Here is an 18,717-nt window from a genome sequence, read left to right on the forward strand (position 1 = left end):
CCATCAGGCCACAACCGATGGTTGTGTCACTAGGGTGTCGGCATGGATCTAGAAGCCGTCCGGACCTTTGTCGCCGCTGCGGAGGCGGGGCGGTTCCAGGAGGCCGCGGCAGAGCTCGCGGTCACCCAGCAGGCCGTCTCCAAGCGCGTCGCCACGCTGGAGCGCGACCTCGGCGTTCGGCTGTTCACCCGCACGCCGCGTGGTGCCGAGCTCACCATCGACGGGCAGGCGTTCCTGCCCCACGCGCGGGAGCTGCTCAGGGTCGCCGAACGCGCGGTCGCGTCCGTGCGTCCCGGCGGCCGTCCGCTGCGCGTCGACGTGATCGCCTCACGGGGTGCGACGTCGGGCCTGATGCGCGGCTTCCACCAGGCTCATCCCGAGATCGAACTCGACGTGGTGATGCTGTTCGACATCGAGCAGGCCGTCGCGGCGATCAGGTCCGGCGTGATCGACGCGTCCTTCCGCGCCGTCGCCATGCCCGGCCGACCCCTTCCCGAGGACGTCGAGTCCGTCCGGGTGCTCGACGAGCCGCTCCAGCTTCTCACCGGCCCCGCCCACGCGCTGGCGGGCGCCCGTTCGGTGACCATGGCCCAGCTCGTCGGGCACCGGATCTGGATGCCCGGCATCGTCCCCGGTACCGAGTGGGGCGCCTACTACGACGACCTCGTCGCCGAGTTCGGCCTCACCATCGAGGCGACCGGCCCGAACTTCGGCTCCGACGTGCTCATCGACACCGTCGCCGACACCCCGGCTCTGGCCACCTTCATGAGCGAGCGGACCCGCCTCGTCTGGCCCGCCGACCACGGTCTTCGCCGCATCCCGGTGACCGATCCCACGCCCGTCTACCCGCACTCGCTCCTGTGGCGCCGTGACAACCCCCACCCCGCGCTGGCGACCCTCCGCGCGTATCTCGCCGCCACGGCGGCCGGTCACGAAGCCGCCGGAACCTGGGTGCCGGACTGGACGATCCGGCGCTGAACCACACGCGGAATCGGCCAGGCACAATGAGGGAATGTCACGTCGCACCCAGCTTCGCCCCTCCGCCACCTCGTGTCCCTGCGGGGCGGCCGTGCCGTACCGCGACCACTGTGGTCCGCTGCACCGGGGGGAGGCGGCGGCGAGCACGGCGGAGGCGCTGATGCGCTCCCGGTTCAGCGCCTTCAGCGTGGGGGACGCCGGTTACCTGCTGCGCACCTGGCACCCGAGCACCCGTCCCGGGCATCTCGACCTCGGCGGCGGGACGCGCTGGGTGCGCCTGGAGATCCTGGAGACCACCGGCGGCAGCGCCGTGCACACCGAGGGGACGGTGCGCTTCCGCGCCCACTATCTGGAGCGGGGCGTGCCGGGGGAGATGGAGGAGAACAGCCGGTTCGTCAGGCACGGCGGCGCCTGGGTCTACCTCGGAGCGCTCTGAGGGGTCACTCCTCGTTGAGGCGGGCCAGCAGGGCCTGTTTGGCGTAGGTGAACTCGTCCTCGGTGAGCACGCCGGAACGGCGCAGCTCGCCGAGTTCGCCCAGGCGGCGCAGGATGGCGTCGTGGTTCTCCAGCTCGGCCACCCGGCGCACCAGCTTCTCCCGCTCGTCCTTCGGGTCGAGGGCCGGCGTGGGCGCGACGGCCGTACGGCGTGGCAGCCGGGCGAGCACGGCTGCGGCGACCAGGACGGTCGAGCCGCCGTAGCGCTGCACCCCCCACGAGATGCAGTTGGGGTCCTCCTCCGGGGACTTCCCCGAGGGGACGCCGCTGAGGTGGAAGCGGAGTCGTCCGTAGCCGATGCCCGACTGCGGGGCCCATTCGACGCCGGTCACCTCCCGCAGCGGGAACATCCGGGACCCGGCGGACTGCTTGGCCGTCTTGGCGAAGCCGGTCCAGTCGAGCCAGACGGTGTGGCCGTCGAAGTTCACCGTGCCGTCACCCGCGGTCGCGGAGATCGGTACGGCGGGCCCGGGCAGCAGGAACCCCTCGGGAAGCGCCTCCGGGGTCCGTCCGACCTCCAGGTAGGCGCGCACCTCGTCGGCGAAGTAGCCCGCGGCCCCGGTGCGGTCCTTGGGGATCGACAGCCGGTAGGGGTCGGCGGGGTCGGTGAGCCGTCCGGCGGCGACGTCGGTGAGCGGGTCGGTGCCCGGCCGCAGCCGGAGCTGCAGGTTGCCGCCCTTGCGTGCGGGCTCGAAGGAGACGCTGCTGATCGCGGCGAGCGGTATGGTCAGCTCGCCGACGAGTTTGCGCAGCTCATGGATGTTCTTGTCGCCACCCGGGACGATCCTCAGGGTCTCGCCGTCGAATGTCCACGACCCGTCCGGGACGAAGATCTCCGCCATGCGGCCAGCCTAGTGCCCTGCGGATGGCCACCCGAAATCGATCACTTTTATTGGTTTGCCGCATATTGGGCTGGTCGGGTAGGAAACTCGCATGCTAAGGGGAAGCAAGGTAGGGCTCAGGGCTCGGCACGAGGACGACATTCCGGTCCTGGAGGCCGAACTCCACGGAGACGTGGTCAACACCTCGCGGGCCATGGGCCATCCGTGGCGGCCGATCACGCCCGGCTCGAAGGACTCACAGTTCGTGGTGGACGACACCAACCAGCAGAACGTCCATTTCTCCGTGGTGGAGCTGGACGGCGGCGTGCTGGCCGGCTCCGCGGTGCTGTGGGGCATCGACACCCACAACCGGTCCGCGCACGTCGGGCTCGGGCTGCTGCCGTCCTCCCGGGGCAGGGGTTACGGCACCGACGTGGTCGCGGTGCTGTGTCACTACGGGTTCGTCGTGCGCGGCCTGCAACGGCTGCAGATCGAGACGCTGGCGGACAACGCCGCGATGTTGCGCTCGGCCGAGCGCAACGGCTTCGTCCGCGAGGGCGTGCTGCGCTCCTCGGCCTGGGTGATGGGCGAGTTCCTGGACCAGGTGCTGCTCGGTCTCCTGGCCCAGGAGTGGAAGCCGGAACCCTAGGACCGGCGAAGCTGCGGTCCGGAGAAACGGATCATGTTGCCGGAGGGGTCGCGGAAGGCACAGTCGCGGACGCCGTACGGCTGGTCGATGGGCTCCTGGAGCACCTCGACCCCGGACACGCGGATCTTCTCGAAGGTGGCGTCGACGTCGTCGGCCTTGAAGAAGACGCCGTTCAGCACCCCCTTGGCCAGCAGGGCTTCGAGCTGCTCGCGGTCGGTCGGGTAGACCGTGCCGACCTGGTTCAGGACGATCTCGACGTCGGGCTGGGAGGGGGTGGTGAGGGTGAGCCAGCGGTACCCCTCGATCACGACGTCGGACTTGACCTCCAGGCCGAGAACGTCCCGGTAGAAGGCGAGGGCCTCGTCCTGGTCGCGGACTTCGAGAAAGACGTGGGAGAGCATGAGTGCCATGGGGGAAACCGTACTCAGGCGTCCTCAACGGGGGCTTCTCGGATTCTGCTCGGCCGGGTGATGATCCTGGCGTAGCAGCCGGGCATGGCGGCGTTCCCGCTGTGGTCGCGTGCCCGGTAGGCGCTGGGGCTCTCGCCGACCAGTTCGGTGAAGCGCGAGCTGAACGAGCCGAGGGAGGTACAGCCGACCTCGACGCAGACCTCGGTCACCGACAGGTCGCCCCGGCGCAGCAGCGCCTTGGCCCGCTCGATGCGGCGCGTCATGAGGTAGTTGTACGGCGTCTCGCCGTAGGCGGCCTTGAAGCTGCGGGAGAAGTGGCCGGGCGACATGAACGCGGCGCGGGCGAGCGCGGGAACGTCGAGAGGGCGGGCGTACTCACGGTCCATGAGGTCACGGGCCCGGCGCAGGTGGGCGAGGTCCTCGGGTGTCACCCGGCCAGCATGCCACGACACGGGCCGCCCCACCCGGGGAGGGCGGGGCGACCGGGGGCTCAGCGTTTGACGCCGATGCCGCCGTACATCGAGACCTCGTCGTCCCTGAGGGAGCGCGCCTCGTCGTCGGGGTGCCAGTGGTGCACGGGGACGAGGCCGGGGGGCACGATGTCCAGGCCCTCGAAGAAGAGGTCGACCTCGGCCCTGGTGCGGGTCTTGGAGGCGATGCCGCGGTCGTTGAAGGCCTTGACCGCCGACGTGACGCGCTCGGGGGCGGCGTCGATCGCGATGGTCGACAGGGCCAGGGCGCTGCCGGACGGCAGGGGCCGCATGAGCTGCCTGACGATCTCGTGCGCCTCGTTCTCGTCGGGGATGAAGTGCAGGATGGCGATCAGGCAGAGGGCGACGGGCTTGCTCAGGTCGAGGGTGTCCTGGGTCTCGGCCGCGTTGAGGATGCCCTGCGGGTCGTGGATGTCGGCGTCGATGTAGGTGGTCCTGCCGGTCGGGGTGCCGACGAGGAGGGCGCGGGCGTGCTGCAGCACGATGGGGTCGTTGTCGATGTAGACGATCCGGGCGTCGGGGTTGACCTGCTGCACGACCTCGTGGAGGTTCGGCGAGGTCGGCAACCCGGTGCCGATGTCCAGGAACTGGGTGATGCCCAGGTCCGAGGCGAGGTGGCGGGCGACGCGGATCATGAAGTTCCGGTTCGCCCGTACGGATGTCCGCAGGTAGGGCGACAGGGCCATGACCTCCTCGGCGACCTTGCGGTCGGCCGCGAAGTTGTCCTTGCCCCCCAGCATGTAGTCGTAGACCCGGGCGGAGTGCGGCTGGTTGGTGCGCAGGTCGACAGGCTTCGCGCTGTCAGGCGTGAGTCTGGACCAGTCCAAGTTTCCCGACAAGGATGATCCTCCGGTCTTTGGCTCGACATCGAGTCATATAGCTATAGAGCCTGTCGATCATATGCCGACTTCACGCAAAGGGGGCGGAGAGGAGATTGCGGGATGAGAACATTTCATGCCTGTAGGGAAGGGTTCATCTCGCCCGCCATCCCCGGCGGGGACGGGGCTCCGGCTTGTCGCAGATCAGTTCGAATACCCCGCCGGGGGCGGGTCTCCGGTAAATCCGGGGGCGTCGGAATTCACCTGACGGGCGAATGCCGGACGGAAATCAATTCACCTTTCCAGGGCTCGGCGACGCACGGCCTCCTGGATGGAATATGGCTGTTTGACCATGGGTTGGGACGACTGTGACCACGACATGGGTGGCGGCCTTCAGGTCCGCGGTGATCGACCCCTCGCAGTTCTCGTTCAACCAGCCGCTCTCCTTCACGGGCATGACCCTGCGGCAGATCCTCCACCTCGACGGCGGGGGAACCACCCTGCGCGTACGGCTCAGCAACCGGTACGGCACCGACCCGCTCAGCGTCGCCGCCGCCCGCGTCGCCGTACGGCCCGCCGGTGGGCGGGGCGGGGAGATCGACCCCGAGACCGACACCGGGCTCCGCTTCGACGGGCGGGACGGCACGACGGTCCCGGCGGGCGGCGAGGTCGTGAGCGACCCGGTCGAGCTGGCGGTCGAGGCGGGAACCGACCTGGTGCTGAGCCTGTACCTCCCCGAGAAGACGGGCCTGGCCACCTTCTCCCACCAGCCCGCCGAGACCGGTTACGTGGTCGAGGGCGACGCCGTCTCGGCGACGACGCTTGCCGGCGCGCGGGAGGTCGGCGCGCGTTTCTACGTCACCGGGGTCGACGTGCTCGCCCCCGAGGGCACCACGGTCGCCGTCGCCTTCGGTGACTCCTGGTTCGAGGGGGTCGGCACGACCACGGGGGCCAACCGGCGCTCCCCGAACCTGCTGAACCGGCGGCTGGAACGGGGCTGGGTGGTCAACCAGGGCATCGCGGGCAACCGCCTGCTGGCCGACGGGATCGGCGAACACGCCTTGGCCCGCTTCGAGCGCGACGTGCTCCAGGTGCCGGGTGTGAGCCACGTGCTGGTCAACTTCGGCATCAACGACCTGGGTCTGCCCGGCATGTGGGGGCAGCCGCCCGTGACGGCCGGGGAACTCGTCGCCGGGTTCACCGAACTGGCCCGCAGGAGCCACGAGGCGGGCCTGCGGATCCTCGTGGCGACCATCGGCCCGTTCGCCGACTCGACCTACCCCGGGCTGGACTCGCCCGAGGTGCGGGAGATCCGGCGGACGGTCAACGAGTGGATCCGCGGCACGGACGTCTTCGACGGGGTGTTCGACGTGGCGGCGGCCGTGCAGGATCCGGAGCGGCCCGACCACCTGCGCGCCGAGTTCGACAGCGGCGACCACACGCACCTCAACGACGCGGGCGCCCAGGCGATGGCCGAGACCGTGGACCTCGGCCTGCTCAAGCTCTAGCCTCAGGCCGCCTCCCGGCCCCTCCGGCACGACCTGTCACGATGTGATCCGGTGGCGCGCACCGGTACGGCCCGTCGCCGCTACCCTTGCCGACGGGAAGACATGGGCCGTGGCGCTCTGGCCGGGAGGTGCGATGGGTGACGCGGTGGACGCGTTGCTGGCCCAGTGGGAGCGGGAACGGCCGACCCTTGACGTGTGGCCGATGGGGATCGTCGGCCGGATTTCGCGCCTTTCCCGGCTGTTCGAGCGCGAGCTGAAGGAGTTCTTCGCCGCACACGGGCTTGAGCACTGGGAGTTCGACGTGCTGGCCACGCTGCGCAGGGCGGGCCCGCCGTACGAGTTGACGGCGGTGGCGTTGCTGCGGGCGGCGATGGTCACCTCGGGGGCGATCACCAACAGGATCGACAGGCTTGAGGCCAGGGGCCTGGTCGAGCGGGTCAGGGACGTCAGGGACCGCCGCCTGGTGCCCGTACGGCTCACGCCCAGGGGATGGGAGATCGTCGAGGAACTGGTCGGGCTGCACGTGGCCAACGAGGCACGGCTGCTGGCCGCACTGGACCTCGACGATCGTGAACGGCTCGCCGGGACGCTCCGCGTGCTGCTGGAGTCCCTGGGGGACGTCTCGGTCGAGTGAGACGGCGAAGCGGGTGCGGCCGGTCCGGGCCGTGACGCGGGACGGCCCCCGGTCGGGTGACCGGGGGCCGTCAGGAGTCTCGCCGGGGGCGTGCCCGTCGTCAGCCGCTGACGCGACCGTCGGCGGCCACGGCGGCCAGGGACTTCTTCTGGGGGGCGGCCGCGGCCGGAGCCCCGGAACCGGGCAGGTTCCTGCTGAAGCCGTACACCACGGCGGCGGTGGCGATCGCGCCGGTGTTCAGCGCGAGGGCCTTGTCGCTGATGTTGGCGATGGTGTCACAGGCCTGGTGGTAGCACCCGTCGTACGGCTGGCCCGCGACGCCGCCGAACAGCGCGGCCTCCTCGGCCGTCTTGATGCCCTCGGCGCCGGTGAACAGGCCACCGGAGGGGATGCCGACCTCGATGAACGGTCCGTAGTCGGAGCGGCCGTCGAAGTCGGTGCCGTTGTGGGGCTGGCGCAGGGTGTCGAAGTACTTCTCGAAGAGCTTCTCGATCTCGGCGGAACCGGCGGGACCGGCGGGCGAGCCCGTCTGGTCGGAGTCGTCACCGTCGTAGATCTTCAGCGCGTAGTTGGGGGAGGCGACCATGTCGAAGTTGAGGTACAGCTTGACCTTCGCGCGCTGGTCGGCGGGCAGGTTGTCGACGTAGTACTGGGAGCCGAGCAGGCCGAGCTCCTCCGCGCTCCACCAGGCGAAGCGGAGCCTGTTGGTCGTGGGGATCCTGCCGAGCGCCTCGGCGACGGTGAGGTCGGCCGCGCTGCCCGAGCCGTTGTCGTTGATACCGGGGCCGTCGACGACCGAGTCGAGGTGCGAGCCGATCATGACGACCTTGTTCGGGTCGCCCCAGCGCGAGTCGGCGATCACGTTGTGGGTGAGGCGGTTCTCGCTGGTGGTGTCGGTCTTGATGTGCACGACCGTGCCGGCGGGGGAGGCCAGGTCCTCGCCGACGGCGAAGCTCGCCCCCAGCACGGGGATGGTCACACCGGGGCCGGCGAGCCGTCCCAGAACGGTGTTGGTACGGCCGGGCTGACCCTCGTTGAAGATGATGACCGCCGAGGCGCCCGCGGCCAGGGCGTTGCGCGCCTTGACCTCGAAGTCGCAGGTGCCGCGCTGGACCAGCGCGACGTTGCCCCTGGTGAATCCGGCGAAGTCCGACGCCTCACAGCCCGAGGTTGAGCTGGGGGCCGGGGACGGCGGCAGCGTCAGGTCCACGGCCTGCACGGTCCCGGTGACGTCGCCGGAGGCGGAGTAGGTCATGGTCGAGAAGTCACCGAGGGTGGAGCTGCCCGGCTCGGTCGGGGTGTACGTCCTGGGGTCGGGGGAGATCTGGGCCAGTGTCGCGGCCGAGTTCTCCGTGAAGTAGCCGAACTCGAACGGTTGGAGCGTGACACGCCAACCGGCCTTGCGCAGCTTCGCCGCGACGTACTCGGCGGAGGCGTCGTGCCCCTTCGTCCCCGCGGCGCGGGTCCCGTTGTTGGCGTTCGCGATGTTCTGCAGCGCCCGCAGGTGGTTCTTGACCAGGGGCGCCGTCACAGATTTGACCAGCTGACTCTGTACGGCGCTCACCCCGGGATCGGCCTGGGCCGGTGGGACCAATGCGAGAGGCAGGCCGAAAGCCGAAGCCACGGCGACGAGCCGGATCGCGTTTCTGCGCAGATTTGTGCGCATCTGGACTCCTCCACTGCTCAGAATTACGGAGAAATCTCCTGACGTGTCACCGGTGAGAATCGCGACGTGACACTGAATGGAAACCTAACCGTCTGACGGCATTTGGGAAAGAGTCTTTTTTTCTGAAAGGCGAACGCGGCTTTTCCCCGCAGGTCCGAAGGTCCGTCAGTCGTCGTGGAAGTCGCCGGGGTTGCAGTAGTCGACCTGGTTCGTCGTGGTGAACGGACCATTGATGATCTTCCTGACGAACCGCCCGGTCTCCAAGATCTCCTCTGCGGAGGCCTCGTAGGTGAACTCCTGCCCCGCCTGCAGCCGCCGGTCGCCGACCAGGATCGGCTTGTTCGCCCGGTAGATCGGCGCCCACGGGCAGCAGTAGTAGTGCTGGCTCAGCACCGAGACGTCGCCGCGCTCGATCCCGTCGTTGATGTCCTCCTGGAAACGCAACGTCTGGGCCGGGTTGGGGTCGTGCCGCCACAGCTCGGTGATCGACTCGCGGGCGCGCGCGTCCTTCGTCCACCGGTTCAGCGTCTTGGGGTCGGTCAGGCACCACGGGTCGAAGCCGGGCTGGCCGGGACGCGGCAGCTTCCTGCGCTGCTGCTGCGGGGGCGCGGAAGCGGTCGAGGTCGGGGCCGTGGGAGCGCCGCTCTGGCCGTACGTCCTGAGCAGGGTGGGCATCGCCACCAGTTGTCCCAGGTGGTGGTAGGTCTCCAGGGCGCCGCGCAGCCGTTCCTCGATCAGCTCGTGCAGTTGCGTGTCCGCGTTGGGGGAGTACATGTTGATCGCGTAGTCCGCGGCGGTCGCGGCCCGCGCGGCGACCTGCCGCAGCCGGTCGCGGTCGGCGAGCCGTTCGTCGGGGACGCCCGCCTGTTCGAGCAGGCCGAGCGCCAGCTCCGCGTGCTCCTTGATCGCGGCGGCGGCGGCGATCATCGCCTCCAGGTGGGCGCGCGGGCAGGGCTGGACCTCGACCCAGCCGGGCAGGTCGGCGGGCAGCTCACGCGGGTCGGCGATCTTGAATCCGGGGTTGGCCGCGGCCTGGCGGGCCAGCGAGAGCCATCCCTCGACCTGGCCGAAGAAGGCCCACACCTGCTCGGCGGTGACCTGTGGCAGGTAGCCGACCGTCTTGGCGTCGGCGCGGTAGTCCGCCTCGATCATCTTGTCGCCGAGGGTCTGCAGCACGAACGCGTTCCACGAGTACAGCTGCTGCGCGGCGACCGCCTCGGAGGCGCTCCACGGGTCGACTCCCTCGACCGCCATGCCCCTGCGCAGGACCTCGACCTCGTCGAGTACCTGGTAGACGCCTATCCCGGCCTTCTGTAACGCCTCCAGGGTGGTCGCGGGCACCTCACCCTTGAATCCCGCGATGACACGTGTCAGCAACCCCGGCTTTTCGGGCATTTGTCTCCTATCGTCTCTCCCCGCGATAACAGACGCGTGAACGGTGGGAAAGGTTCCTGTCTGGAGAGAAATAGGACGAGATTTCGGTCATTTCATTCTATTACTGCACTTCGTGGGAATTCCGGCAGTCCGGTATCCGTGGTTTCGGCGTCCCCGGGTCACACGGCGACCCGGGCGTGCACCCGGGCGAGGAAGGGCAGCAGGGAGCCGGCGAGCACCTCGGGGAACTCGGCGTGCGGGTAGTGGCCCGCCCCCTCGACCAGCGTGAGCGGGGCGTTCATCCTGGCCGCCTGGAGTTCGGCGACGGCCACGGGGTCGGCGAAGTCGGGGTCGGCGGTGCCCATGACGACCAGCGCCGGGCAGGTGACCCGGTCAAGCCAGGCCTCGCTCATCGGGGGCGCGGAGACGTAGGCGCGGGTGGCGTTCCTGCGGGTGCGCAGGGCGGCGACCGACCGGGCGCGGTAGCCGGCGAAGTCGGCGGGCGGCGCGCTGGGGTAGGCGGACCTGAGGTAGGCGCCCCAGACCGAGGGGAAGGCCACGAGGGCCTTGCCGACCAGCGCCAGCAGCGCCCTCTTGACCGGCCCCGTCGGCAGGTTGGGGACGAAGCTCGCGATCGGCACCACCCCGGCGACCAGGGCGGGGGTCTCGGCGGCGGCGCACATGATGGACCCTGCGGAGTAGGAGTTGCCGACCAGTACGGCGGGCCCGGCGTCCAGGTGCCCGACCAGGGCGGCGATGTCGCGGCCCTGGGCCTCGTAGGAGTAATCGGCCCACTCGGCCGAGGACTCCCCGCAGCCGCGGATGTCCATGGTCGCCACGCGGTATCCGGCCCGCACGAGCAGCGGGCGCAGGAACCGGTAGGACTCACGGCTGTCGAGCATGCCGGGGATCATGACCACCAGCGGGCCGTCACCCTCGACGTCGTAGGCGATCCGGCCACCGTCGACCTGCAGGAACCGGGTTTCCATGTCTCCTCCGTGAGCACTCGTTGTTTTCGAGAGCGGCGCTCTCGATGGGTCAATCGTGCCCTCTTGCGGAGTGGAAGTCAAGAGCAGTGCTCTCTTTTTGCTCTGGCGATCTCGTCAAGGGTCGGCTGAGGCTCTGGTTGGATGTCTACGCATGGACGTCACGGAGTTGCTCGCGACCCAGCGGGACGTGGAGGGGCTGGACCTCTCGGAGATGGCGCTGACCGACGTGCTGGCGGCCGAGCCGTACAGGTTCGTCAACTGTGACCTGCGGCGGGCCGACCTGAGCGAGGCCGTCCTCGTGGGGTGTGTGTTCGACCGGTGCGCGCTCGACGGCGCCGACTTCCGGGGCGCCGACCTCGACGGCGCCAGGTTCGACGGCGGGGGAGGGGCCGACCTCAGGTTCCTCAACGCGGAGCTGACCGACGCGGTCTTCGTCAACGCCGACCTGTCGAGCGCCCGGTTCGGCAACGCCCTGCTGACCGACGTGAGCTTCACCGGCTGCCGGATGATCGGCGCGACCCTCACCGGGACCCGGGGGACCCCGTTCACCCTTTCGCGCTCCAACCTCACCCTGGCCGACGTGTCCGGCTGCTCCTTCAGGAAGCAGGAGATCGAGGGCGTACGGTTCGACGAGGCCAACCTGTCCGGCTGCGACTTCACCGACGCCGTCCTCACCGACTGCCGGATCATCAGGGCACGGCTGGTGAACACCACGTTCACCAGGACCGACCTGCGGGGAACCGACCTCGGTCAGCCCGACGACCGCGACCTGCGCTCCCTCGCCGGGGCCGTCATCACCTCGGGGCAGGCGGCGGCCATCCTCACCGACCGGGGGTTGACGGTCCTGTGACCCTAGGCCTTCGAGGCCTGGGCGCGCAGGCGGGCGGCCTGCTCCTCAAGCAGGCGCGCCTGCTCCTCAAGCGAGGCGGCCGGGACGGGCCGGGACTCGTCGTCCGCGTGCGGCCTGGCGGTCTCCGCCTTGAACACGCGCAGCGACCGGCCGACGGACCTGGCCATGTCGGGCAGCTTCCTCGATCCGAAGAGGACCACCAGGACGAGGGCGATGATGAGGATCTCGCCGGTTCCCAGACCAGCCATGACACATCCTTACTGGAAACGGGTGCTTCGCCTTCGATCGTACGCACGCCCCCGAGTGCTCTCACGGCAGGAGGGCGTAGCCGTACAGCGACCCGGCGGGACCGGACCCGTGCGGGCGCAGCCGCCGGGCGGACAGCCCCGGATACGAGCCCTTGCGTACGGCGCCGCCGATGAGGACCACCGTGCCGTGGTCGGGGGAGCCCACGAGGAGATCGTCGGGGGAGCCGTCCGCCCGCCTGACCGGGGCCAGGGAGGCGCCGAAACCGTCGCGTCCACGCGGGATGAGGACGTTGTGGTGCCTGGTCAGCCCGCCGGAGCGGGTCCCCGCCAGGACCTGGACCGCGCTCTCGCCGGGAACGCCGATCGCCAGGTCGTCGTCCCCGTCCCCGTTGAAGTCACCGGCCGCGAGCGCGGTGCCGAACCGGTCGGCGTAGCGGGCCCTGCCCACGACGCCCCGGGTGTTCTGGGTCCACATCTCGCTGCCGAGCGCGCTCAGCCCCCGGCGTGAGCCGTACAGCACGTGGACCGCGCCCGCGCCGTAGTCCAGGGCGCGCACGTTCGCGTCGAGATCCTCGCCCGGCACACCGATCGCCAGGTCGTCGCGGCCGTCGGCGTCGAAGTCCCCCACGGCGAGGGCGGCCCCGAAGTGGTCCCACTTCTCCGCCGAGCCCTTCACGTTCGGGCTCTCCTGGGTGTAGGCCCCCGCCTGCCGCGCGGCCAGGTCCAGGATCGTCACCGAACCGGCCCCCGAACGCTGCCCGCCGTCCCCCGGCGCGCCGACCGCCACCTCGTCACGGCCGTCGCCGTCGAAGTCACCGGCCGCCACCGTCGCCCCGAACTCGTCGGTGCTCAACGCGTCCTGGGCGATCCACGGGGTCTCCTTGGTGAGCGTGTACGGCCGGTGCCCCTTGACGCCGTAGACGCCGATCCCGCCCCCGACACCGAGTCCGGGGACCCCGATGACCAGTTCGTCGGCCCTGTCGCCGTCGAGCTGCCCGACCGCGAGCGCGGCGCCGAACCGGTCACCCGCCGCGCGCCGCCCGAACCCCGTGACGTCCAGCGCCTTCCCCGGGCGCAGCCCCCGGGGCGAGCCGTGGAACAGGTGCACCACCCCGTCACCGTCCTCCCCGGGCCTCCTGGCGTCGAGGAACTCCTCCGACGCCCCCACGGCGAGGTCGGCGCATCCGTCCCCGTCGAAGTCACCGGCCGCGACGGCCGAGCCGAACGAGTCACCGGTCTCCGCGGCGCCGGGCGCGCCCCGGCTCCCCTGGGACAGCCGTTCGGTCCTGCCGGTGCCGTACCTGACGGTCACCTCACCGGCGCGGAAAACCCCGCCGACCGTGGCGTACGGCGCGGCGACCACGGTGTCGGGACGGCCGTCGGCGTCGAAGTCGGAGGCGACCCCGGAGCACTCCCCGGCGGCGCCCGTGACGGCGTCCGTGGAAGGGCTCGTGACGGCGTTGGCGGGAGGGCTCGTGACGGCGCCGGCGGGGGAGAGGAGGGAGGTGAGCAGAGCGGAGGCGAGGAGGGCGCTCATAGGTCGAACGGTCCCCGGCCAGGACCACGAGCGCGTGAAATCCGCGTGTCCGGCTCACGTAGGGAACATGCCGACCTGGGAAAACGGGACGCGCCCTCCCGGTGTCAGGTACCCGGTTCCAGCACGAAGACGGGGATCACCCGGTCTGTCTTCTCCTGGTACTCCGCGTATGCCGGGTACGCGGCGACCGCGCGCTCCCACCACTCGGCCCGCTCGTCCCCGGTGACCTCACGGGCCGTCATGTCCTGGCGTACGGCGCCGTCCCGGAGTTCCACGCGTGGGTCGGACCTGACGTTGAAGTACCAGTCCGGATGGCGCGGGAAGCCACCCTTGGAGGCCACGGCCGCGTACCGCCCCTCGTGCTCCACGCGCATCAGCGGGATCTTACGAAGCTTGCCGCTCCGCACTCCGCGCGTCGTGAGGATGACGACGGGCAGCCCCGTGTCCCAGAGCGTCGTCCCCCGCGTGCCGTCCGAACTCTCGTACAGCTCGACCTGTTCGCGTATCCACTGAGCCGGACTCGGCCCGTACTCGCCCTCAAGAGGCATGATGGCCACCCTGTCGTCGCCTACGGATGATGCCGCGCGGTCCAACTGTCGCATCGCGGGCGGCCCGTTTCGAGTACCCCGCCCCGCGACGTCACCGCCCCGGCCGAGGCGGGGCGGCGGGTTCGAGCCCTCTGCCGATCCGGGCGCGCAGGGAGTGCAGGGCCTGCCGGAGCTCGGCCGGTTCGATGTCCGTGATGTCGGCGTCGAAGGTGAGGAGCAGCCCCGCCAGCCCCGGCCATGACCACGCGCCGAGGGTGAGCCGGCACGTGTTCTCGGTGTCGTACTCGACCGTCGATCCACCGGGGGCGAACCTGGCGACGGTCGAGGCGGGCAGGGCGAGGACGGCCGAGCCACGGCACTGCCATTCGGCGGCGGCGTCCCCACGGTCGTGCGCGGTCATGACGAAGGCGACGGGATCGCCGTGCGGGATGTCACGCCGGACGAAGGGGGTGTGCGTGGGCGTGTGCGGCGTGAAGCGGTCCACGCGCATCGCGCGCCATCGGTCGGCGTCCGGGTCGAAGGCGACCAGGTACCAGCGTGCGGCCCAGACCACGAGGTCGTGCGGCTCCAGCGTGAGCGTGACGGGTTCGCCGTCGCCGGTGTAGTCCACGCGGACGAGGTGCCGCCGGTTGATCGCGCTGCCGACGGCGCGGACGATCTCGGCGTCGATCGGTGGCGCGGGGAACTCCCAGTAGTTGCGAGCCGAGGAGACGGTGAACGCCTCCGCGTGCAGGCGGCTGCGCGCGGGCATCGCCTGGTGCAACGTGGCGAGCGCACGGGCCGCGTTCTCGCGGATGCCGGACAGGACCGTCGGCACGGTCTGGAGCGCGACGGCCACGGCGACGGCCTGGTCCTCGTCGAAGACGACCGGTGGCAGGCGGGTGGCGTGCCCGAGCCGATACCCGCCACCCGCTCCGCGGACGGCCTCGATCTCGTACCCGAGGTCCCGGAGCGTTTCGATGTCGCGACGTACGGTTCTCACCGACGCCCCGAGCCGGGCGGCGAGCTCCTCGGCGGTCAGGGTCGCGCCGATCCCGAAGATCGACAGCAGCTTGAGCGCCCGCGCGGAGGTGGTGGCCATGATTCTTCGATTCTCCCCCCGATAGCGGCCACTCGATGGCAACTACGCCGACGACGGTGGTCGACATGACCCATTCCCCGAGCCCCCGAAAGGGCGTCCGCACCATTGGGGCCGCTCCGGCACCCGTCTCCGGCGCCGCGCTGTTGGTGGTGCTCTTCGGTTCCTTCATGGACCTTCTCGACGCGACGATCGTCACCGTCGCGGCCCCGGCGATCGCCGAGGACCTGGGTGCCGGCGACGCCCAGATCCAGTGGACGATCGCCGCCTACGCCCTCGCCCTGGGCGCGGGCCTGATCACCGGTGGACGGCTCGGTGACCGGTACGGCCGCAGGCGGCTGTTCATGATCGGACTGGCCGGGTTCATGGTCACCTCGGCGCTGTGCGCGCTGGCCGCCGATCCGGGGACGCTCATCGGCATGCGGGCCGGGCAGGGACTGACCGCCGGGATCATGGTCCCGCAGGTGTTCGGGATCATCCGGGCGTCGTTCGCCCCGGCTGAGCGTGCCAAGGCGTTCGGCGCCTACGGGGCGGTCCAGGGCCTCGCCTCGGTCGCCGGCCCGCTGCTGGGCGGGCTGCTCGTCGACGCCGACCTGTTCGGCCTGGGCTGGCGCACGATCTTCTGGATCAACGTGCCCGTCTCGATCCTGGCGCTCGTCGTCGGCGCGAAGGTCCTGCCGGAGTCCCGCTCCGCCTCGACCGCCCGGCTGGACCTCCCCGGCGCGCTCCTGGCGGCCACGGGCATCCTTCTCCTGCTGCTGCCGATCGTCCAGACCGAGGCATGGGGATGGACCTGGGTCAGCTACGCCCTCCTGGCGGCCGGAACCATCGTGCTCGTGATCTTCCTCGTCCACGAGCGCCGCCTCACCGGACGCGGAGACGAACCCGTCTTCGACCCGGCTCTGCTGCGAATCCGCGCCTTCACGGTCGGTCTGGCCGCTTCGGTGCTCTTCTTCGGCGGCATCGGGTCGTACTTCCTCACCCTCTCGGTCTACCTCCAGAACGGAACCGGCCGAACCGCGTGGGAGACCGGCCTGGTGATCCTTCCGTACGCGCTCGGCTCGATCGTCACCTCCGGCCTCGGCGTCGCCCTCGCCGCCAGGGCGGGCAGAACGCTCCTGGTCACCGGCTCGCTCACCGTCGCGGCCTCCCAGCTCGTCCTGTGGTCCTTCGTCAGGGACGGCGACGATCCCGGGTACTGGCTGCTCGCCCTCGCGCTCCTCATCGGTGGCCTCGGGCTCGGTCTCGCCGCGCCCATTCTCGTCAACGTCGTCCTCGCGGGCGTCCCCGGCCGCGACGCGGGCGCCGCGGGCGGGGTGCTGTCCACCGTCAACCAGATCGGCGGCGCCGTCGGCATCGCCGTACTCGGCACGGTCTTCTTCACCTCCGTCACCGGTTCGGCCACCGGAGCACCGGGGTTGCCCGAGTACGGCCACGCGCTCGGCGTCGTCCTGATCGTCTCCGCCGCGCTCTACCTGGTCACGGCACTCGTGATGCTCGCCCTCCCGAAAACCACGGTCGAGCACGCCGAGTAGGAACCCCACGCCATCCACGGCGGGGGACGGTCGGGTCAGCCGCAGCAGCCGCCGCCCTGGGAGGCTCCGGCGGTCGCGCTCACGGTGGCGAGGGGAAGCGGGGTGGACAGCAGGCCGCCGCTGATCCCGGTGGCCAGGCCGACCCGCTGTTCCTGGGCCTCGGCCAGGCCGGAGGAGCACACGCCGGTCTCGGGCAGGTCGAGTTGGACGTCCCGGGCGGCCTGCCAGTCGCCGGCCAGCGCCGCGACCACCGAGCGGGCCTGCTCGTAGCCGGTGGCCAGCAGGAAGGTCGGGGCGCGGCCGTAGCTCTTGACCCCCACGGCGTAGTAGCCGTCCTCCGGGTGGGCCAACTCGTCGGCGCCGTGCGGGGGCACCGTGCCGCAGGAGTGCGCGTTCGGGTCGATCAGCGGCGCGAGGGCCCGGGTGGAGCCCAGGACCGGGTCCAGGTCGAGGCGCAGCTCACCGGCGATGGTGTGGTCGGGGCGGTAACCGGTCGCGCTGACGATCCGGTCCACCGTGACGCTCCGCTCGTGGCCGGACGGGTCACGGCTGATCACCCGCACCCGCTCGCCGTCGCGTTCGACGGCGTGGGTGAAGAAACCGGTCACCAGGCGGATGCGGCCGCTTTCGACGTGGGCGTGCAGGCGGGTGCCGAGCGCTCCCCGGGCGGGCAGCGCGTCCGCCTCGCCGCCGCCGTACGCGCGGACGGCGTCGCCCGCCCGGATGGCCCAGGTGATCGGGGTGTCCTCCAGCTGGGCGAGGGCGAGCAGCGTGGTGGCGGCCGAGTGACCGGCGCCGACGACCAGGACATGCTTACCGGCGTAGCGGTCGCGGTCGGCGCCGAGCACGTCGGGCAGCGCGTGGTCGACCAGGTCGGCCGCGTCGGCCTCGCCGTGCGCGGGCAGGCCGGAGGCGCCGAGCACGTTCGGGGTGACGTAGGTGCCGGAGGCGTCGACGACGGCGCGGGCGTGCAGTTCGCCGCCGTCGGCCAGGCGGACCAGGAACGGCGCCCGCTCACGACCGGCGGTGCGGACCCGGTCGTAGCCGAGCCTGCTGATCGCCGTCACCTTCGCGCCGGTGCGGACCCGGTCACCGAACAACGCGGCCAGCGGCGCCAGGTAGTCCTCGATCAGCTCAGCCCCGGTCGGCAGCCACTCCGGGTCGGGGGCGCTCCAGCCGCTGGCCTCCAGCAGACGGCGCGCGGCCGAATCGATGTCGTACTTCCACGGGCTGAACACCCGGACGTGACCCCACCGGGCCACCGACGCGCACACCCGCTCGCCCGCCTCAAGCACCACGAAGTCGAGGCCCCGCTCGGCCAGGTGAGCCGCCGCGGCCAGCCCGACCGGCCCCGCGCCGATGACCACGACGGGCAGGTCATCGAGCCGTACGGCCTGGCGGCCGGGCTCCAACTCGACGGTGGTGGGACCGCAGCATCCACTCATGGTGCCTCTCCTCATCGTTCGCACGGGCCGTACCGGTCCGCACTGCTTTGAAGCCTGTCTAAGTAGCCTCGTCGGCAGGATGCCCGAACACTTAGAGGCATGTCAAATTAGAGGTGTGTCTAATCAGGAGATGTGTGAAGGTGGTGCCACTCAACCCCGGGCGCGCAGATTGCGGGTGAGTGCGGCGATGGCCAGGAAGGCGGCAGCTGACCTGAGCGAACGCGTGTGCTTGATCGCTTGCGGCGGGCCGGTGATCACTGCCGCTACGTTCCGAGCAACCACTCCATGACAGCTAGGGACTGCTCCAGTGCGGCCTGGTACAACGCGGGCCGGACCTTGGCCAGGTCCCGGCGAATCGCGACAGCTTCTTCGATGGCGGTCAGGCCTTCCGCACGCCGCTCCAGATCTCCCAGGCGGACCGACAGGTTGTTCAGGCTCGTGGCGAGGTCGGGTAGGTGGGCGTCGGGGTGTGTCCGGGCCAGCTTCCGGCGGATGGCGGTGGCTTCTTCGATGGCGGCCAGGCTCTCCGCACGCCGCTCCAGATCTCCCAGGCGGACCGACAGGTTGTTCAGGCTCGTGGCGAGGTTGGGCAGGTGGGCGTCGGGGTGTGTCCGGGCCAGTTCCCGGCGGATGGCGGTGGCTT

General features: G+C 70.7%; 20 protein-coding genes. 7 read left to right on the forward strand and 13 right to left on the reverse strand.

Annotation, left to right across the window (positions count from 1 at the left end; translation table 11 throughout):
- The first annotated feature begins 42 nt into the window (after positions 1-42).
- Together ACFOYY_RS24385 and ACFOYY_RS24390 are read left to right on the forward strand one after the other, a co-directional pair.
- Positions 43-978: a LysR family transcriptional regulator gene (locus tag ACFOYY_RS24385; RefSeq protein WP_386192347.1), complete on the forward strand. Its 936-nt coding sequence runs from the start codon at positions 43-45 to the stop codon at positions 976-978.
- 34 nt (positions 979-1,012) lie between these two features.
- Positions 1,013-1,414, forward strand: a complete 402-nt coding sequence (locus tag ACFOYY_RS24390; protein WP_352015484.1) for a YchJ family protein — start codon at positions 1,013-1,015, stop codon at positions 1,412-1,414.
- A gap of 4 nt (positions 1,415-1,418) precedes the next feature.
- Here the strand turns inward: ACFOYY_RS24390 and ACFOYY_RS24395 are convergent, their stop codons facing one another.
- Complete coding sequence (locus tag ACFOYY_RS24395) at positions 1,419-2,315, reverse strand: DUF4429 domain-containing protein (RefSeq protein WP_352015483.1); 897 nt, start codon at positions 2,313-2,315, stop codon at positions 1,419-1,421.
- Positions 2,316-2,406: 91 nt separating this feature from the next.
- Here ACFOYY_RS24395 and ACFOYY_RS24400 point away from each other — a divergent pair, with 91 nt between their 5' ends.
- Positions 2,407-2,943: a GNAT family N-acetyltransferase gene (locus tag ACFOYY_RS24400; RefSeq protein WP_386192351.1), complete on the forward strand. Its 537-nt coding sequence runs from the start codon at positions 2,407-2,409 to the stop codon at positions 2,941-2,943.
- Here ACFOYY_RS24400 and ACFOYY_RS24405 read toward each other — a convergent pair.
- The 3 genes from ACFOYY_RS24405 to ACFOYY_RS24415 all read right to left on the reverse strand — a co-directional run bounded on the left by ACFOYY_RS24405 (position 2,940) and on the right by ACFOYY_RS24415 (position 4,683).
- A complete protein-coding gene (locus ACFOYY_RS24405; RefSeq protein ID WP_352015481.1) occupies positions 2,940-3,353 on the reverse strand; it encodes a VOC family protein in 414 nt (137 codons plus the stop codon). The genes ACFOYY_RS24400 and ACFOYY_RS24405 overlap by 4 nt on opposite strands.
- Before the next feature lie 14 nt (positions 3,354-3,367).
- A complete protein-coding gene (locus ACFOYY_RS24410; protein WP_352015505.1) occupies positions 3,368-3,739 on the reverse strand; it encodes a helix-turn-helix transcriptional regulator in 372 nt (123 codons plus the stop codon).
- A gap of 104 nt (positions 3,740-3,843) precedes the next feature.
- Positions 3,844-4,683, reverse strand: a complete 840-nt coding sequence (locus ACFOYY_RS24415) for an SAM-dependent methyltransferase (RefSeq protein WP_362782838.1) — start codon at positions 4,681-4,683, stop codon at positions 3,844-3,846.
- 347 nt (positions 4,684-5,030) lie between these two features.
- Here ACFOYY_RS24415 and ACFOYY_RS24420 point away from each other — a divergent pair, with 347 nt between their 5' ends.
- Together ACFOYY_RS24420 and ACFOYY_RS24425 are read left to right on the forward strand one after the other, a co-directional pair.
- Positions 5,031-6,170 carry an SGNH/GDSL hydrolase family protein gene (locus ACFOYY_RS24420; protein ID WP_386192354.1) on the forward strand — a complete coding sequence of 380 codons (1,140 nt, stop codon included), beginning with the start codon at positions 5,031-5,033 and terminating at the stop codon, positions 6,168-6,170.
- 133 nt (positions 6,171-6,303) lie between these two features.
- Positions 6,304-6,804 (forward strand): MarR family winged helix-turn-helix transcriptional regulator, encoded by a 501-nt coding sequence (locus ACFOYY_RS24425; protein WP_352015478.1) that lies wholly within the window; start codon positions 6,304-6,306, stop codon positions 6,802-6,804.
- A gap of 100 nt (positions 6,805-6,904) precedes the next feature.
- On the opposite strand, the gene ACFOYY_RS24430 is transcribed toward ACFOYY_RS24425, so the two are convergent.
- The 3 genes from ACFOYY_RS24430 to ACFOYY_RS24440 form a co-directional block, all read right to left on the reverse strand.
- The gene (locus ACFOYY_RS24430; RefSeq protein WP_352015477.1) at positions 6,905-8,470 is read right to left on the reverse strand and encodes a M28 family metallopeptidase; all 1,566 of its coding nucleotides are present in this window, start codon (positions 8,468-8,470) and stop codon (positions 6,905-6,907) included.
- Between the two features lie 165 nt (positions 8,471-8,635).
- Positions 8,636-9,865: a hypothetical protein gene (locus ACFOYY_RS24435; protein WP_386192358.1), complete on the reverse strand. Its 1,230-nt coding sequence runs from the start codon at positions 9,863-9,865 to the stop codon at positions 8,636-8,638.
- Between the two features lie 158 nt (positions 9,866-10,023).
- The gene (locus tag ACFOYY_RS24440; RefSeq protein WP_386192361.1) at positions 10,024-10,833 is read right to left on the reverse strand and encodes an alpha/beta fold hydrolase; all 810 of its coding nucleotides are present in this window, start codon (positions 10,831-10,833) and stop codon (positions 10,024-10,026) included.
- Between the two features lie 151 nt (positions 10,834-10,984).
- Between ACFOYY_RS24440 and ACFOYY_RS24445 the strand changes: the two genes are divergently transcribed.
- Positions 10,985-11,683, forward strand: coding sequence for a pentapeptide repeat-containing protein (locus ACFOYY_RS24445; protein WP_352015474.1), 699 nt, complete (start codon positions 10,985-10,987; stop codon positions 11,681-11,683).
- 2 nt (positions 11,684-11,685) lie between these two features.
- Here ACFOYY_RS24445 and ACFOYY_RS24450 read toward each other — a convergent pair whose 3' ends face one another.
- The 4 genes from ACFOYY_RS24450 to ACFOYY_RS24465 form a co-directional block, all read right to left on the reverse strand.
- Positions 11,686-11,931 (reverse strand): twin-arginine translocase TatA/TatE family subunit, encoded by a 246-nt coding sequence (locus tag ACFOYY_RS24450; RefSeq protein ID WP_386192363.1) that lies wholly within the window; start codon positions 11,929-11,931, stop codon positions 11,686-11,688.
- Between the two features lie 61 nt (positions 11,932-11,992).
- The gene (locus ACFOYY_RS24455) at positions 11,993-13,468 is read right to left on the reverse strand and encodes an FG-GAP and VCBS repeat-containing protein (RefSeq protein WP_386192365.1); all 1,476 of its coding nucleotides are present in this window, start codon (positions 13,466-13,468) and stop codon (positions 11,993-11,995) included.
- 104 nt (positions 13,469-13,572) lie between these two features.
- Positions 13,573-14,016 (reverse strand): nitroreductase family deazaflavin-dependent oxidoreductase, encoded by a 444-nt coding sequence (locus ACFOYY_RS24460; RefSeq protein WP_386192368.1) that lies wholly within the window; start codon positions 14,014-14,016, stop codon positions 13,573-13,575.
- A 91-nt stretch (positions 14,017-14,107) separates the two neighbouring features.
- A complete protein-coding gene (locus ACFOYY_RS24465) occupies positions 14,108-15,097 on the reverse strand; it encodes a helix-turn-helix transcriptional regulator (protein WP_386192371.1) in 990 nt (329 codons plus the stop codon).
- Positions 15,098-15,162: 65 nt separating this feature from the next.
- Between ACFOYY_RS24465 and ACFOYY_RS24470 the strand changes: the two genes are divergently transcribed.
- Positions 15,163-16,629 (forward strand): MFS transporter, encoded by a 1,467-nt coding sequence (locus ACFOYY_RS24470; RefSeq protein ID WP_386192374.1) that lies wholly within the window; start codon positions 15,163-15,165, stop codon positions 16,627-16,629.
- Positions 16,630-16,664: 35 nt separating this feature from the next.
- On the opposite strand, the gene ACFOYY_RS24475 is transcribed toward ACFOYY_RS24470, so the two are convergent.
- A complete protein-coding gene (locus ACFOYY_RS24475; protein ID WP_386192377.1) occupies positions 16,665-18,074 on the reverse strand; it encodes an FAD-dependent oxidoreductase in 1,410 nt (469 codons plus the stop codon).
- 263 nt (positions 18,075-18,337) lie between these two features.
- The coding region (locus ACFOYY_RS24480) for a tetratricopeptide repeat protein (RefSeq protein WP_386192380.1) at positions 18,338-18,717 on the reverse strand (380 nt) is incomplete at its 5' end.

The sequence above is a fragment of the Streptosporangium jomthongense genome, from assembly GCF_042650425.1.
Classification (GTDB): Bacteria; Actinomycetota; Actinomycetes; order Streptosporangiales; family Streptosporangiaceae; genus Streptosporangium.